Origin of the sequence: Pseudozobellia thermophila, assembly GCF_900141855.1 — a bacterium.
Lineage (GTDB): Bacteria > Bacteroidota > Bacteroidia > Flavobacteriales > Flavobacteriaceae > Pseudozobellia > Pseudozobellia thermophila.
Map to the genome: position 1 here is coordinate 460,707 of NZ_FQYU01000003.1, position 14,963 is coordinate 475,669.

Below are 14,963 nucleotides of genomic sequence, written 5' to 3' on the forward strand. Positions count from 1 at the left end.
CTATCTGTTAGGCACCATTCTTATATAGCGGATGTAACCTTGCCCCTCTACTTTTTCGGTAAGGGTGGCCGAATTCAGTTCGATTTCGGCATCAACGGCATAATATTCCTGGTTCTCTACGGCCGACTCAAAACGAACTTTGTAGCCCGCATCGATATGCGAGGCGCTAAAGCCCAAGGAAATAATGTTTCGTTCCCCGTTGCCAATGGTGGCCCCCGATAATGCATCCACATTCTCACCGGAGCCATTGCTGAACTTCCACCAGTTTTTTAAGTCGGGAAACCATTCCCGATCATCGCCCTGAATGTAAAGCGTCTTTTCGTATTCCCCTTCAGGGTTGATCAAGGAGACCACGACATAGGCCTTTTCGCCCGTGTAGTTGGTCATTTGGATCATGCATTTATAACTGACCTCCGGTTCTTTTACAAAGGAAAACAGGCCTAGGACCAAGGTGGTCAGTACTAGAACGGCAGCTAATTTGAATATTTTGGGTTTCATGGAATATTTAATTTAAAAATTGAAGGTTCACCTTGTTTTTGGCCAACAACTCGTTCTCGCTGGCCAGGTCGTATGCGGTTTCACCAAATTCGGTAGTGGACTTGAGGTCGGCCCCCTCCGCTATCAAATACTTTAAGATTTCCGCGTTTTCCGTCTTCATGGCCGCATAGTGCAAGGGGGTGTTTCCGTCTTTGTCCTTGCCGTTGATATCGGCGCCGAATGCACTCACTTTCTTCAGTACTTCGAGGTTGTTTTTTGAAACGGCCAAATGCCATATCGAGCTATTGTCGGCCTGTAAGCGGGTAAAATCGAAGCCTTTGTCTTTCAATGCGGCCACCTTGGCGTCAAAATCACGTGGTTTTCCCCGGCTGCCCATAAGATAGGAGGCCAGGTTGTTGCCTTTGCCATCCTTGACATGAACATCGGCACCTTTGGAAATCAGGTAAGACACAACGTCGGCGGAGTTGTTTTGGAGGGCTAGGGCCAAGGCCGTTTGCCCTTTGCCGTTCGAATGGTCGATGTCGTTCGACTTTTCGGCAAAATAGCTTACGACTTCAAGATTGTTTCTTTCGGCAGCGATCAACAGGGCCGTATTGCCGTCGGCGTCGACAGCGTTTGGATCGACCCCTTTTTCTACGAAGTAATCAAAGGCTTTCAGGTCTTTCGAGGATCTGGCCAGGTTGTGCAAGGGGGTAAGGCCTTCCTTGGTCCTTACATTGGCGTTCAGCCCCAGGCTTTCCAAGTATTGGTACAATTCGATCGAGATGTCCCTGCCCTTGCTTGCGAAGAAAATGGCATTCTCGCCCGTGGCCTCGTTTTTTTTGGTTGGAATACCGCGTTCGACCAGCTGCTTGAGCACATCGATGTTCCCACCTTGTGAGGCATAGTGGAAAATACCGTTGCCATGGTCGTCCGTGCTATTGATATCCAAACCTTTACCGATAAAGTAATCTATCAATTTAAGGTCTTTGGCCCTTCCTGCAGCTACCAGCAGCGCATTTTTGCCGTGGTGGTCCTTTTCGGTTATATCGGCACCCCCTGCGATAAAGGCATCGTAGATGGCGGTGTCCTGTTGCCCGGTCGCGGCTGCAAAGGAAATTGGACCGTAACCGTGGGAGTCTACCAGGTCTAATTTCGATCCTTTTTCGATCAGGTACCGTACCAAATCAAGATGGCCGCTCGATGCCGCCCAAAAAACATAGGTACGTGAATCGTGGGTCCTTTTGTTGATGTCGTTGCCCTGGTCCAATAAAAATTGAACGGTAGGGATCGGGTTTTTTGCAAAAATGGCAAAGGTAACCGCATCAAACCCGCCCCTGTTGGCTTGGGTTACCGAATGGCCTTCCTTCATGGTGGCCTGAATGGCCTCAAGGCTAGGTTGTTTTTCCCAATAGTCCCTATTCAAAAAAGGATTGGGGTCTCGCGGGGCGTTGCGCTGTGCCATGCCACTTACGGAAACAAGGGCGAGGCCGAGCACCAAGGCAAGGGTTCTGACGATAGTTGTTTTCATGTTCATAGTATTAAGGCTTTAATGGATAAAACCATTACCGGGCCGTAGACCCGATAATGGTTGTGATTATAATGTTGGATCGCATTACCATGTACCGATAAAGTGGCTTCCTTCCGCATTGATCAGTTGGGCCCCCTTGGTCACCTCACCGGTTTCGGTATCCACGATGTAAATGTTTCCATCTTTTCCGACGGGTGCCTGCGTAAGGTAGATTTCGTTTCCGTCCACGGCAAAGCCTTGGTATTGGAACAACTCAAAATCTACTTCATAAGGGATATCGTCTATTTTGGTTGCGGTTTTTGCGTTTAAATCCACTAAGGCAAAAAAGCTTTGTCCCCTACCGGAAATACCTTCTTCCGATCCATCATGGCGATAGGCCAGAACGCCCTTTCCGTTCCCTGCCGGCCTCCAGGCCAATATATAGGCACCTTCGACCCCTAGGGCGTCATCCAAATTGAATACATACGAATCGTCGTATTGGTTGTCCGATCCAATTTTGAGGATATGGGAACCTTCGGGATCGCCCTGGTTGGCTTGGTAAACGCTTCCGTCATATAGAAAAGCATTGATGCTACGGTATCCATTTGTGTTTCCATGGCCTACGGTTGACGTAATTATAGTAGGGTTTAACAAGGAAGGATAATCCAAGACAATGGTTTTTGAACCCAAAATTTCAAAGTCACTATCGCTTTCCAAGGTTTCGGGGTCTACCTTGCTGACACGGGCGCCGATATAGAGTTTGTCCCCGGCTTCATTGAGAACGGGCATATCGATCCTCGATATATAATAACCGGCAGCTGATTCTTCTTCGCTTAGGGTAATAACATGCTCTTGAAAGTTGTTGATTTGAGAATCTACCAAGTCTAAGGTAACCACGCCAATGGTCGAATTTGTATATAGGTAGTTGTCGTCGGTTACATCCTTAGGGGTATCGTTGTCGTCCACTTGATGTTCCGTCGACACATAAACGGCTGCCCCGGTTTTGTCCCCATCGAATAATTTGATCCATCGTGGGGCGGTACCTACGTAAGGGGCGATGCTGATCTCGGAACCGGTCGGTTCGAAATCATTGCCGCCGTTTACCAAGTATTTCGTGTAATTGCCTCCTGTATCGCCTGCATAGCTGATGTTGAAGATGGTATTGCCGTCTTCCGAAGCTTGTAATCTTGCGGTTCTATTGGAAGGGGCCACAAAGCCGTTGTTAAACGGGTCTATTTGTACTGTTGGGTCTTTGGCCTCTTCGCTGGTTACGGAATAAATTAAGGTTCCACCATTTCCATCACCCGGGTTTTCGCCCATTTTGGCCCCGGCAACGGTAATCCATCTTGAATCTGCCGCTTCCTCCTCGTTTCCTTGCTCTTCCTCTTGTTCTGGTTCCGGAGTTACGGAGTTATCATCGCTGCTACAGGCGGTCATTAGACCTATGGCAAATAACGCGGTGGCGTACGATTTTAAGTTGAATAAAGGTCGTTTCATAATAGAATCTATTTTGGATAATTAAAAATTATTTATTGTGTAATTCAGTTTTAGGTAAAAGGCCCTTCCCGGTTTTTGTACCGACAAGTTGTCGTATACGGCTTGGTCAAAAATGTTCTTGACATCAAAGCTCAATACAAAGTTCTTTTTGGGGAAGGTGTAGCTCAATCCAAAGTCGTGGGCAATCTGTTCCGGAATTAGAAATTCCTCTTCCCCTGCAGTATTGGTTCCTGCCGAGAATTTGTAGCTAAACTCATCGGTATAGTAGGCGTTATAGAACAGGTTCAGCTGTGATTTGGCCTGAATAAAGTCATGCAGGCTATATCGCAAGCTGGCGTTCATGGTAAACAAGGGCACATTTGGTACATCGGTTTCTATCCCGGAGTTTACCGTGGTCAGGCTCATTCGGGTAATGTTGAAGTTAAACCCAAGGTTATTGCCGTAGGAATAGTCGAACTCTCCCTCAATTCCCTTCGATTCGGCCGTATTCTCCAAATTGGTATATTGTACAAATTCGTCGCTGTCCCTAAGGGCATCGGCATTGGCGGGCAAGCCAATTCTATTTTCAATGTTTCTCGCAAAGAAGTTGGCACCTAGGGTAAGGCCATGTTTGTTTATGTTGAACTTACCAAGTCGAAATCCTATATTTAGGTTGTCGCTTGTTTCCGGCTTAATGCCCAGGTTGGGAAGCAAGTTGTCCCCCGCATCCCCAAAGACTTCATTTTCACTGGGCAAACGGATGGCCTTTTCGGCCGAGGCCAATAAGGTGACGGTGGGCACAAGGGTGTAGGAAGTGGCAAAGCCATATCCGGTATAATCTACCTTGCTATTGTAAACTTCGTCTATAACCTCGGTGTTGTCTTCGTTGAACACAGGTTGTGTGTTTAGAACCTTTTGGAGGTAGTGTTTGGCAAAGGCATTGAGTTTTAGCTTATCCTCAAAGGCATTGAGTTCGTAGCTTAACGATATGATGTTTTTATACAAATCGCTTGTTTGCTGAAAGGTGTTCTCGAGCAAGGAGATCATTTCGTCGCTATCCTCCCGGTCAATACCGCTAAATACGTGGTTTACCAGTATTTTGTGATTGTCGTTGATGGCGTACGATAGACCCGAACGAACCGAGGATACCTTTCTTTCTATTTTGGCGAGTGTCGGGCCGTTTTCATTTTGGGAGTCCCAGATGTAATCGAGGTATTCGCCATCAAACCCGATTCTTCTTTCCCCGGTCCAACTATAGGCCTGGGCAACGGTATCGTTTACGATGCGGTTGCGCTTACCGTACACCCCGTTGATGTTGAGCTCAAGTCCCTTTACAAAAAGATCCTTCTTTCGGTAGGTCAGATTGCCCAGCAGGGCATCCGATTCCAAAAAGCGGCCCTTGTAAGGCAGTTTGGTCACAAAGGTACCGTGTTGTACTTCCTTGTATTCATCGGAGGCAGTAACACCGACCAAGAATTGATCGGCCCACTTGACATCGGTATAGCCGACTTGGGCCATGCCCCCGGTTGACCGGTAGGCATCATAAAACCTTCGCGCCACGATGGGGGTTTCTACGCCATTGGGTGCAATATCGACAATGGTCCTACCTGAAATTTTATAGTCGTTGTCGGAGTAATTGTGAAAGGCGGAGGCCTTTACGGTAAACCCCGATTTCTCCATGCGGTAGGTGGCGTTCAAATGGGTCTGTAAGGTGTTGAACGAACCGTATGAAAGGGAGGCGTTCAAGTTGTTCTCGGCCCCCTTATGAAGCACGATGTTAATGGCCCCGCCTACGGCATCACTGGATAAATGTCCTGGCACAACCCCCTTGTATACCTCGATATTCTTGATCATTGATGGGGGAATGCTGTTTAGGTTAAAGGAGGAGCCGTAAATGGAGATGGGAATGCCGTCTATAAATATACTTACAGATCGACCCGATAGGCCGTTTAAGCTGTATTGTACCTCAGATCCCAGCCCCCCGTTTTGCCGTATTTTTACGCCCACGGTGGTGTTCAGCAATTCGTTGGTTTGGATATTTCGTAAACTGGCTTCTTTGGTGGTTATGGCGTTTACGGCAAAACCTTTGGTCTCCAGTTCCGTTTTGTGCGATTTTCCGTTTACCGTTACCTCGTCGAGGTTTTCAACGTTTTCCTGAAGGGTAAAATCAATTTTGACGGTGCGCGCTTCTTCGCCAAGGTCGACCGTCGTCGAGCGCTTGCCGTAACCTATAAAGGAAACGGCCAAGGTATGTCTGCCAAAAGGCACCTTGTCAATGGTATAAAAGCCACTATCGTCAGTCAGTACTCCCAGATTCAGGCCTTCTATCACTACATTGGCATAGGGGAGGGGATTTCCCGAGGTGTCGCTTACCCTGCCCGATAGGGTGCCAAAAACGTCTTGGCCTTGGACAGAAACGAGCGATATGAGGGTGATAAGCGTAAAAATGTTCTTCATAGTCGTAAAAAAGCCGGTTGTTTTTATTAAGATTTAGTCTAAATAAATAACTTTGCAAATCTAATCTAGGATTTCGGGCTGCAATAACGCAAAAGGAAGTTTTAGCAACGAAAAAGGAACAAATGAAGACAGGCCCAACGAGCACGATCGAACATACCGTAAACGGGGTTGCAAAGACATCGGCTATCGGGTATCGATACGAAACCGAGACCGGGGCCGTAGAGGGGGAGCACTACGAGGTACGGCTAGAGGGGGCTACCGTTTACGTACGGCGACTTCTGCCCGAACACAATGCAAGGATGGCCTTGGTAACCCCCGATGCGTGTTATGGTGTTCATTTTGTTTTGGAAGGTAGCTGTACCTACGTCCGGGAAGGCGGAGGCTACCCGGTGGTTTTGCAAGAGGGTGCCTATAACCTGCTGCAATGGCCGGCCAAAAAGAAGATTCAGACCTTTGGGGAAGACAGGGTCGTCTTGGTAGAGGTGCTGTTTACGAGGTTGTTCGTAGAAGACCTGCTGGGCAAGTCACAGGAATCGGTATATGGACAATTTTTCGAGTTTCCCGGGAAGAGGGCGGATGTGCTGTGGAAAACGAGCCGGTCGATTTCCCGGGAGATGAAGAAGGAACTCTTCGCAATCCTTGACTGCCCGCATCGGGATCGGGCAAAGTGCAATTACCTGGCTTCGAAGACCAAGTTGTTGCTGATCGACCTGTTTCTGGGTAGGGGGAAGGCTGGCGCCGACGAAATGAAGGAACAACTGTCGCCATCGGACCGGGAGGCAATGGAAAGGGTGGTGAAGCATATCAAAAAGCATCTCAAAAAAAAGCTGACGATCAAAGAGTTGTCCGAGATAGCCGGTTTTAATACCACAAAACTAAAAAGTACCTTTAAAAAAGTACATCGGACCACTGTGTTCAAATACATTACCCGAACGCGTATGGAAAAGGCCAGTTCATTGATTCTTGAGAAAGACTATTCGATTGCCCAGGCTTCCTACGAGGTAGGGTATTCGAATCCCCAACATTTTACGGTGGCGTTCAAGAAAACGATGGGCTACCTGCCAAGTGCCTTGCTCTCCTCACAATAACTGGTAGGGCAAGCCCGATGAGGGCTCCTAATGGAGGGCAAAAAGGGCTATAAGATAAAGGCGGCGGGCCCCATCCTTCAATATTTTTATTCCTTTTCCGTTTTTATTGAAAACGGAATTATTTTGAAGAAAAACATCGCTTTTTATCTGTTGCTCTTAATGGGGTCTTTTGCTTCCTTGGGGCAAAACCCCAAACAAAGGGCGATCTACTATTACGCTTGGAACTATCCCTTAATACGTACCGCATCTAATAAAATCGGTTTTTCGATCGATGAGAAACCCCTGACTATATCTGCGGCCTTGATGTATGGGAATGGGGATAAGTTGGTTTTTTTGAAATCGGACAAGGGCAAAATCACCATTCCTTCAGGTTTGGTAAAGGCCCTCGATCTGTGGTCGTATCAAACCGTTCCGATACATGAGGCGGGTATAAAGGTCTTTCTTGCCCCTGAGCCCAGCGTTTTGGAGATTTCGACATTTAGGAGTAAGGAAGGCCCAGGCAGTGAGGAGTACAGGTATAAGGGCGAGTTAAAACTCCATAGCGGTATAAAAATCGAAATTACCGATGCCCGGGGGCGGCTTTTACACGAGAAAATACTGGAAGATTATTACACCTTATATACAATTAACGTCCACAACAATAAATCCATTACAAGTGAAAAAAAGGCTTTGGAATTGACCAAGGCCCATTTTATGGACAATGTGGAGAACTATATGGCCGAAGCGAACGGGGCCGTTTCCGGACCCCTACGCTATAAACTTGTGGCGTATTTGCAGGATGTCCTCGATTTGAGACGTAAAAAGGAGTCGCTCTATGTCTATACCTTCAAGAAGAAAAAAGGTTTTGATTTTAGCGGTATACAAGCTTCGATCGAAGATTTAAAAAGCTTGTCCGATGTAGAATTGGGAGCGGATTATCAGAAGGATATGGAGGACTTGCTGCTTCCAAAAATCGATTTTTGGCGTAAAGAGATATCGAAATACGATCGCCGCGACAAAAGGCAGGTAAAAGTGGTTTGGGGCCTATTGGCCAATATTTGTGGGGCTTACCACGCGCTTGGCGCCTATGAAAAGGCACTTGGCGTATACAAGGAAGTTGAAGGTTTGGACTATAGGGAAAATTACAAATATCTGAAGCAACTTCCCGAAGAAAAAATGGCTGCGCGAAGGGCATTTTTCGGAACCGATACACCTGGGCCCTTGGACGAAGTCGGGTTTCGGGGTACACATAACCCGGATCATGTGCACTACGAAAACTATCGCCCACACCTTCTTGGGACCAATAGGGCGAGAATACCGGAATCCAGTCTTCAATTACGGCAGAACCGCGCCTACCTATTGAGTAAAATTTTGGGGCATTATCAATATTTGGAAGAGCTAAGGCGATTGGGGCATAAGTTTAGTGAAAGGGGCAATGCAGATGTAGGTTTCGAGCGGACGGACGCGTATTACGTAGAGGTATTCAATCGTGCGGCAAAGGAGTCCGAAGAACTCAAATACCTCGATTTGGCCGTACTTCAAGAAGATGAGAAGGTCTTAGCGACAAAAATAGCGCAAGACCTTATCGATTTCTATGATGTGTATAACAAGGAAGTATCGCTGAACAAGGAGTCCTACAACGACTGGGACGAGATGCAGAAGATTTTGGATAAGCTTTTGGTCGTCATGCACAAGTGGCATGGCGATGAAAAGGAAGATAAGAGGGCACTTGACAAGAATATGGATTTGCTCTGCGATAAGATGCTGCTGGTCAATGACGAAACCCTTATAAGCCTTCCTTTGTTGGAAACCTTGCTCGACGAGCTTTCTTCGGGGGACAAGGTGTGTTATGGGGCCAACCCCAAGTTGTTTAAACAGCTCTTCAAGAAATATCAGAAAACCTATATATCCCTCTTTGTTGCCGATACCTCAATAAAACGGCATCTTCATCACAGTGCCCTTCAATCCTTGAATAAGGAGATAAAGGTTTATTATGAACTGTACAGGGCCGATGAAGATGAAATAGGGGCAAGGTACGGTAATTTGCACGATGACCGGAGAGTGGCCAATATTTTGGCCTTGTTTGTCAAATGAGGAGGTTTCGATACATATGGGGCCTATTTTGGGCCGTGGCAATGAATGCTTGCGGGACCTTGGTCTACCAAGGGTATGAGATGTCTCCAACACACCACGACACCCAATCGGTGGACTTTGAATTGGAGGTGGGGGTTTTACACGTACGGGAAGTGCAAGGGGAGACGAATTCAATAAAGGTAGAGTACGAAGTAATGAACCGGGGAGGTGATATCTTTCTGCCATCGGCCCAAACCCATAATGTCTTTTTTATGGTGAAGACCCAAGAAGGTCGCGAAATCGGCCATTACGAACGGATCTATAGGAAAATAGCCCCAAACTCGAGTATAATACTGGAGGAGACCATAAATCTATCCGTCTACAACTATGCGTCCATCGAGGCAAGTATTTTTGTGGAATAACCTGGGTTCGGGCATCAACGGGCATTTATCAGTTGTTCAAGAATGCGTTCCACCCCAAAATTATCGTTGTTTGTGGTAAGGTAATTGGCGGCCTCCTTTACGTTGGGGTGCGCGTTTTCCATGGCAAAACTGAACTTGGCCAAGGCCATCATCTCCAAATCGTTGTTGTAATCGCCGAAAACCATGGTTTCTTCCGGACTTATTCCGTTCAGTTCCTGTACTTTTTTCAGGGCATGGCCCTTATGGGCGTCGGGACTGGAGATGTCGACCCAGTTTTCTCCCGAAACCTTTACCTTTAATTCGCCTTCGAGGTGGGCCACTTTTGGGTAGATGTACTTCTCCGAGCTCTCGTTGTGGTATATGGCTATCTTTAAGATTTCGGCCTGGTGCCCGCTAAGGCTGTCAAGCACCTCGTACTCGGCGTAGTATTCCTTGAGCTTGTTCTCGAATGCCTTCGAGTCGTTTCTGATATAGGCCTTGTCCTTCCCACAGAGGACGGGGTGTATGTTTTCGATCTGGGCCAGTAGGTCGAGCACCCTTTCCTTGGCCCTGTTTTCCAGGGGAGTTGATACCAAGACATTGCCGTTTTGGAGGGCGAAGCCCCCGTTTTCGGCGATGACGACGATCTCGTCCTTAATGGGTTCGAGTTTGTCTATGATGCTGTGGTATTGCCTGCCGCTGGCCGCAACGAACAAGATGTTCCTTTCGCGCAGTTTTTCGAACAGTTCGAAAAAAAGCGCACTTACCTCATGATTGCTGTTTAACAGGGTGCCGTCCATATCGGAGACGACCATTTTTATTTGGGATAGGTCCATTAAATTCAATTTTGAAGCCACAAAGGTATTTTTTATCAGGTGATAATAACGTAGTTTTATGAAGTTTTACGGTTTCTTGATATAAAGAAGGGTTTCGTATGAAGTTTTATCAAAGACAAATTTCGCTTAAGGCCAAGAAACGGGGTTTCCATTTGATTACCCACGAAATATTGGATGCCCTCCCAGAGATCAAAGAGATAGATATGGGGATGTTGCAGGTCTTTATCAAGCATACATCTGCCAGCCTTACCATTAACGAAAACGCAGATCCTTCCGTACGGGTAGATTTTGAAAGCCATATGAACGAAATGGTGCCTGAGAACGCCCCGTATTATATACACACCTATGAAGGTCCCGATGATATGCCGGCCCACATAAAAAGCTCCTTGATGGGGGCTTCGGTGCAAATACCGATAACCAAGGGTAGGTTGAACCTCGGGGTTTGGCAGGGAATTTACCTGTGCGAGCACCGAAATGGGGCCTGGTCGAGAAATTTGGTGATAAGTGCGTATGGGGTATAAAAAAATCCGGCTCGTTTGAACCGGATTTTTAAAGTGAGATAATGTTCTTAAAACTATTTTACCTTGTCTACGATGGCTTTGAACGCTTCCGGGTGGTTCATGGCCAAATCGGCCAAAACCTTACGGTTCAATTCAATTCCATTGGCTTTCACCTTGCCCATGAATTGGGAGTAGGAGAGTCCGTGTTGACGTGCACCCGCATTGATACGTGTGATCCATAGGGCGCGAAAGGTCCTTTTTTTGTTTCTTCTGTCCCGGTAGGCATAAAGCATCGCTTTCTCTACCGCGTTTTTGGCTACTGTCCAAACGTTTTTACGTCTTCCAAAGTAACCTTTGGCTTGCTTCATCACCTTTTTTCTTCTGGCTCTTGAAGCAACTGCATTTACTGATCTTGGCATAATGTTTAAATTTTTGTAGCAGGCGGTGTATTGATTACACACTTTGTATAAGGCCCGACTCCATGGTTAATAAATTACCTGACGAACAATTATTTTAAGCACAATTGTTCTTTGATACTGTTCTCGTCCGATTTATGGACAAGGGTATCGTGTGTTAACTTTAGCTTGCGCTTTTTGGTCTTCTTCGTAAGAATGTGACTTTTAAAAGCGTGCTTTCTTTTGATCTTTCCGGTACCGGTAAGCTTAAAACGCTTTTTGGCACTGGACTTCGTTTTTTGTTTAGGCATTTTTTCCTATTTATTGATTATCTCACTTTTCATGCTAAACGCCGCCCGATGGTTATGGGCAGCGTTCAGTATATGGTCATACGATCGACCGGTCGGGGCCGCTTCGTTATTTCTTTGTCTTTGGGGCGATGAACATCGTCATTCGCTTTCCTTCCAATCGGGGCAATTGTTCTACTTTTCCCAGTTCTTCCAAATCTTGGGCCAACCTTAAAAGCAGGATCTCGCCCTTGTCCTTATAAACTATCGAACGTCCCTTGAAAAAAACATATGCCTTCAATTTTGCACCTTCCGACAAAAACTTCTCGGCATGCTTTTTCTTGAACTCATAGTCGTGGTCGTCCGTATTGGGGCCGAAGCGTATTTCTTTTACGACTACCTTCGAGGCCTTGGCCTTCATGGCCTTTTCCCTTTTTTTCTGTTCGTAGAGAAATTTTTTGTACTCCATGATCTTGCACACGGGGGGTGCAGCCTTGGGGGAAATCTCTACCAAATCCAATCCCATTTCAGTCGCTATATCAAGCGCTTTTCGAATGGGGTAGATGCCAACTTCAACATTGTCGCCCACCAACCTGACCTCGGGAGCGAGTATTTTTTCATTGATATTATGGGGATTCTTGTTCTCCCGTCTAGGTTGGGGCCTAAATCTTTTTCGTATTGCTATGACTTATGCTTTTTTAGTTAAACAATTTTTTTTAAAACGACTTTAAGGTACTATTTATTTCTTTAGTTACCAAGTCGGTAAAGGTTTCAATGGAAATGGAACCCAAATCCTCTCCTCCATGCTTGCGAACCGAAATCGTGTTTGAAAGTTCTTCATTTTCCCCTACGATCAGCATAAACGGTATCTTGTTCATTTCCGCTTCCCGTATTTTCTTTCCAACAGTTTCGTTTCTGTCATCAATGAGGGCGCGAATTTCGTTATTTTCTAAGGAATTTAAAACTTTTTGTGCATATTTTTCATGTTTCTCGCTCACGGGCAATACGATAGCCTGTTCGGGAATGAGCCAAAGCGGGAAATTTCCTCCCGTATGTTCCAATAAAAGGGCGATAAAGCGCTCCATGCTGCCAAAGGGTGCCCGGTGGATCATTACCGGCCTGTGAAGCTCGTTGTCACTGCCCTTATAGGTAAGGTCAAAGCGTTCGGGTAGGTTGTAGTCGACCTGAATGGTACCTAACTGCCATTGCCTTCCAAGGGCGTCCTTGACCATAAAGTCCAATTTGGGCCCGTAAAAGGCCGCTTCGCCTTCTTCGATTATATAGGAAAGGCCCTTTTCCTTGGCCGCATTGATGATGGCGGCCTCCGCCTTTTCCCAGTTATCGACCGAGCCTATATATTTTTCAGGGGTTTTCGGGTCGCGTACCGAAACTTGGGCCGTAAAATCCTCGAAGCCCAAAGATCCCAGAACGTAGAGCGAAAGGTCGATAACGGCCTTGAACTCTTGGTCGAGTTGTTCCGGGGTGCAGAAAATGTGGGCGTCGTCTTGGGTAAAACCGCGAACCCGCGTTAGTCCGTGCAGTTCGCCGCTTTGCTCATACCTATATACGGTGCCGAACTCGGCATAGCGTTTTGGGAGTTCGCGATAACTAAAGGGTTTTGCGTTGTAGATCTCGCAATGGTGCGGACAGTTCATCGGTTTCAACAAAAACTCTTCGTCTTCCTTGGGCGTGTGGATGGGTTGGAAACTGTCTTCGCCGTATTTGGCGTAGTGGCCCGAGGTTACATAAAGTTCCTTTTGGCCTATGTGTGGGGTAACCACCATTTCGTAGCCGGCCTTTTTCTGTGCCTTTTTCAAAAATTGCTCCAAACGTTCGCGCAGGGCGGCTCCCTTGGGCAACCACAGGGGCAAACCTTGTCCCACTTTTTTTGAGAAGGTAAAAAGCTCCAGTTCCTTGCCCAATTTTCTGTGGTCCCTTTTCTTGGCTTCCTCGATCATGGCCAGGTATTCGGTCAGTTCCTTTTGCTTGGGAAAGGATATGCCGTAGACCCGGGTAAGTTGCGTGTTGTTTTCGTCGCCTCTCCAGTAGGCACCGGCAACGTTCAGTATTTTTATGGCCTTTACGATGCCCGTGTTGGGAATGTGGCCGCCCCGGCACAGATCGGTAAAGGTGTCGTGGTCGCAAAAGGTAATGCTTCCGTCTTCGAGGTTCTCTATTAACTCTACCTTGTATTCGTTTCCTTGCTCCTTATATAATGACAGGGCCTCGGCTTTTGAGACGGGCCGCATTTTAAAATCGTGTTTGCCGCGGGCAATTTCCAGGGCTTTTTTTTCGATGGCCGGAAAGTCTTTTTCCGAAATGGTACGGTCGCCAAAATCAACATCGTAGTAGAAACCGTTCTCGATTGCCGGGCCAATGGTCAGCTTGATACCCGGGTATAGTTCTTCGAGTGCCTGGGCGACGATGTGCGACGAAGAGTGCCAGAACGCCTTTTTGCCTTCGGGATCGTTCCAGGTGTACAGGATCAAGTGCCCGTCTTCGGTCAATGGTGTGACGGTTTCCACAATGGTATCGTTGAACTTCGCGGATATTACGTTGCGGGCGAGTCCCTCGCTTATGCTTTTGGCGACATCGATCGGTCTGCTGCCGCTTTCAAATTCCTTGGTTGTGCCGTCGGGCAAGGTAATGTTGATCATGGTGTTTTTGTAAAAATAGGAGGCAAAGATAGTATTCCCTTGTTAGGCGTACAATATGAAGTGCTGTTTTAATGGATTGATTTCGATACTTCTTCCTTTATTATACTGATGTTGCGCTAAAGGTGCGGTATTTAATGGTTTTTCCGATTGGCCGGTAGTCGTTGCGGGCAGGACTTGGATATGCCTTGTTCGGAATGGCCTTGCCTTTGCTTCCTTGGGCGGTATGGGGTACACTGTCGTACACGGATCGGGAGGGGAGGGGGAGTGTGTCCGGACAACTTGGGAACTTCTTGTTGGAAGCATTCCGATAAAATAATTTGCCCAATTGAATTTTTAGAATTATATTTAATGCTCTTTTCGAAAAAAAATAATTTTTATAATTGCCTTATTGATAGTGGGTTGTCGGAAAGGGGGTAAAAAAAGATCAAAAAAAATCGCGTTTGCTATTTTTTATTCAAAAAACCCTCTTATATTTGCACCCGCTTTGAGAGACATACGGCATACAAATGTCGGTCGATCGGGTAAGATTGGGGACCGGGAAGGTCCTTTGAAAAAGAGAATAAGAAGTTCATTGACATACTGTAGAGACGATAGCGAGCCGATATCCGTTTTGAGGGATATACAGGCGAGCTACCATATAAGTATTTTGGAACAAAAAGAATGGAACACAGATAGAGAGACGGGGCCGGGAGGACTTTATCGGCGTTGGCGCGAAATTATATACGAATCAACGATGAAGAGTTTGATCCTGGCTCAGGATGAACGCTAGCGGCAGGCCTAACACATGCAAGTCGAGGGGCAGCGGGGAGTGCTTGCACTCCGCCGGC

The 14,963-nt window shown here is 46.8% G+C and carries 13 protein-coding genes and 1 rRNA gene; 5 read left to right on the plus strand and 9 right to left on the minus strand.

Annotated elements, in window-relative coordinates:
- From BUB37_RS11825 to BUB37_RS11840, 4 genes are all read right to left on the minus strand, one after another.
- On the minus strand, window positions 1–498 hold the full coding sequence (locus BUB37_RS11825) for a DUF2271 domain-containing protein (RefSeq protein WP_072993870.1): 498 nt from the start codon (window positions 496–498) through the stop codon (window positions 1–3).
- Window positions 499–505: 7 nt separating this feature from the next.
- Window positions 506–2,008, minus strand: a complete 1,503-nt coding sequence (locus tag BUB37_RS11830) for an ankyrin repeat domain-containing protein (RefSeq protein WP_072994045.1) — start codon at window positions 2,006–2,008, stop codon at window positions 506–508.
- 84 nt (window positions 2,009–2,092) lie between these two features.
- Window positions 2,093–3,484 (minus strand): hypothetical protein, encoded by a 1,392-nt coding sequence (locus BUB37_RS11835; RefSeq protein ID WP_072993874.1) that lies wholly within the window; start codon window positions 3,482–3,484, stop codon window positions 2,093–2,095.
- Window positions 3,485–3,505: 21 nt separating this feature from the next.
- Window positions 3,506–5,920, minus strand: coding sequence for a TonB-dependent receptor (locus tag BUB37_RS11840; RefSeq protein ID WP_072993877.1), 2,415 nt, complete (start codon window positions 5,918–5,920; stop codon window positions 3,506–3,508).
- A gap of 122 nt (window positions 5,921–6,042) precedes the next feature.
- On the opposite strand from BUB37_RS11840, the gene BUB37_RS11845 reads away from it, so the two are divergent.
- From BUB37_RS11845 to BUB37_RS11855, 3 genes are all read left to right on the plus strand, one after another.
- On the plus strand, window positions 6,043–7,008 hold the full coding sequence (locus BUB37_RS11845; RefSeq protein WP_072993880.1) for a helix-turn-helix domain-containing protein: 966 nt from the start codon (window positions 6,043–6,045) through the stop codon (window positions 7,006–7,008).
- Between the two features lie 30 nt (window positions 7,009–7,038).
- Window positions 7,039–9,081: a hypothetical protein gene (locus BUB37_RS11850; RefSeq protein WP_072993883.1), complete on the plus strand. Its 2,043-nt coding sequence runs from the start codon at window positions 7,039–7,041 to the stop codon at window positions 9,079–9,081.
- Between the two features lie 80 nt (window positions 9,082–9,161).
- Window positions 9,162–9,482, plus strand: coding sequence for a hypothetical protein (locus BUB37_RS11855; RefSeq protein WP_139278106.1), 321 nt, complete (start codon window positions 9,162–9,164; stop codon window positions 9,480–9,482).
- Window positions 9,483–9,496: 14 nt separating this feature from the next.
- Here the strand turns inward: BUB37_RS11855 and BUB37_RS11860 are convergent, their stop codons facing one another.
- A complete protein-coding gene (locus tag BUB37_RS11860; protein ID WP_072993890.1) occupies window positions 9,497–10,297 on the minus strand; it encodes an HAD family hydrolase in 801 nt (266 codons plus the stop codon).
- Between the two features lie 98 nt (window positions 10,298–10,395).
- Between BUB37_RS11860 and BUB37_RS11865 the strand changes: the two genes are divergently transcribed.
- A complete protein-coding gene (locus tag BUB37_RS11865; RefSeq protein ID WP_072993893.1) occupies window positions 10,396–10,818 on the plus strand; it encodes a secondary thiamine-phosphate synthase enzyme YjbQ in 423 nt (140 codons plus the stop codon).
- Window positions 10,819–10,871: 53 nt separating this feature from the next.
- Here BUB37_RS11865 and rplT read toward each other — a convergent pair whose 3' ends face one another.
- From rplT to thrS, 4 genes are all read right to left on the minus strand, one after another.
- Entirely contained in the window at window positions 10,872–11,216 is a 345-nt protein-coding gene (gene rplT / locus BUB37_RS11870; protein ID WP_072993896.1) for a 50S ribosomal protein L20, read from the minus strand.
- An 89-nt stretch (window positions 11,217–11,305) separates the two neighbouring features.
- Window positions 11,306–11,503, minus strand: a complete 198-nt coding sequence (rpmI, locus tag BUB37_RS11875; protein ID WP_072993899.1) for a 50S ribosomal protein L35 — start codon at window positions 11,501–11,503, stop codon at window positions 11,306–11,308.
- 106 nt (window positions 11,504–11,609) lie between these two features.
- On the minus strand, window positions 11,610–12,164 hold the full coding sequence (gene infC / locus BUB37_RS11880; RefSeq protein ID WP_094766703.1) for a translation initiation factor IF-3: 555 nt from the start codon (window positions 12,162–12,164) through the stop codon (window positions 11,610–11,612).
- A gap of 31 nt (window positions 12,165–12,195) precedes the next feature.
- The gene (thrS, locus tag BUB37_RS11885; protein ID WP_072993905.1) at window positions 12,196–14,136 is read right to left on the minus strand and encodes a threonine--tRNA ligase; all 1,941 of its coding nucleotides are present in this window, start codon (window positions 14,134–14,136) and stop codon (window positions 12,196–12,198) included.
- A 730-nt stretch (window positions 14,137–14,866) separates the two neighbouring features.
- Between thrS and BUB37_RS11890 the strand changes: the two genes are divergently transcribed.
- A 16S ribosomal RNA gene (locus tag BUB37_RS11890) occupies window positions 14,867–14,963 on the plus strand; the annotation flags it as partial.

Coding starts and splice junctions, on each gene's coding strand:
- rplT (WP_072993896.1), bottom strand. CDS start 11,216: ATGCCAAGATCAGTAAATGCAGTTGCTTCAAGAGCCAGAAGAAAAAAG.
- BUB37_RS11835 (WP_072993874.1), bottom strand. CDS start 3,484: ATGAAACGACCTTTATTCAACTTAAAATCGTACGCCACCGCGTTATTT.
- rpmI (WP_072993899.1), bottom strand. CDS start 11,503: ATGCCTAAACAAAAAACGAAGTCCAGTGCCAAAAAGCGTTTTAAGCTT.
- BUB37_RS11865 (WP_072993893.1), top strand. CDS start 10,396: ATGAAGTTTTATCAAAGACAAATTTCGCTTAAGGCCAAGAAACGGGGT.
- BUB37_RS11825 (WP_072993870.1), bottom strand. CDS start 498: ATGAAACCCAAAATATTCAAATTAGCTGCCGTTCTAGTACTGACCACC.
- BUB37_RS11840 (WP_072993877.1), bottom strand. CDS start 5,920: ATGAAGAACATTTTTACGCTTATCACCCTCATATCGCTCGTTTCTGTC.
- BUB37_RS11860 (WP_072993890.1), bottom strand. CDS start 10,297: ATGGACCTATCCCAAATAAAAATGGTCGTCTCCGATATGGACGGCACC.
- BUB37_RS11830 (WP_072994045.1), bottom strand. CDS start 2,008: ATGAAAACAACTATCGTCAGAACCCTTGCCTTGGTGCTCGGCCTCGCC.
- BUB37_RS11850 (WP_072993883.1), top strand. CDS start 7,039: ATGGAGGGCAAAAAGGGCTATAAGATAAAGGCGGCGGGCCCCATCCTT.
- BUB37_RS11855 (WP_139278106.1), top strand. CDS start 9,162: ATGTCTCCAACACACCACGACACCCAATCGGTGGACTTTGAATTGGAG.
- thrS (WP_072993905.1), bottom strand. CDS start 14,136: ATGATCAACATTACCTTGCCCGACGGCACAACCAAGGAATTTGAAAGC.
- BUB37_RS11845 (WP_072993880.1), top strand. CDS start 6,043: ATGAAGACAGGCCCAACGAGCACGATCGAACATACCGTAAACGGGGTT.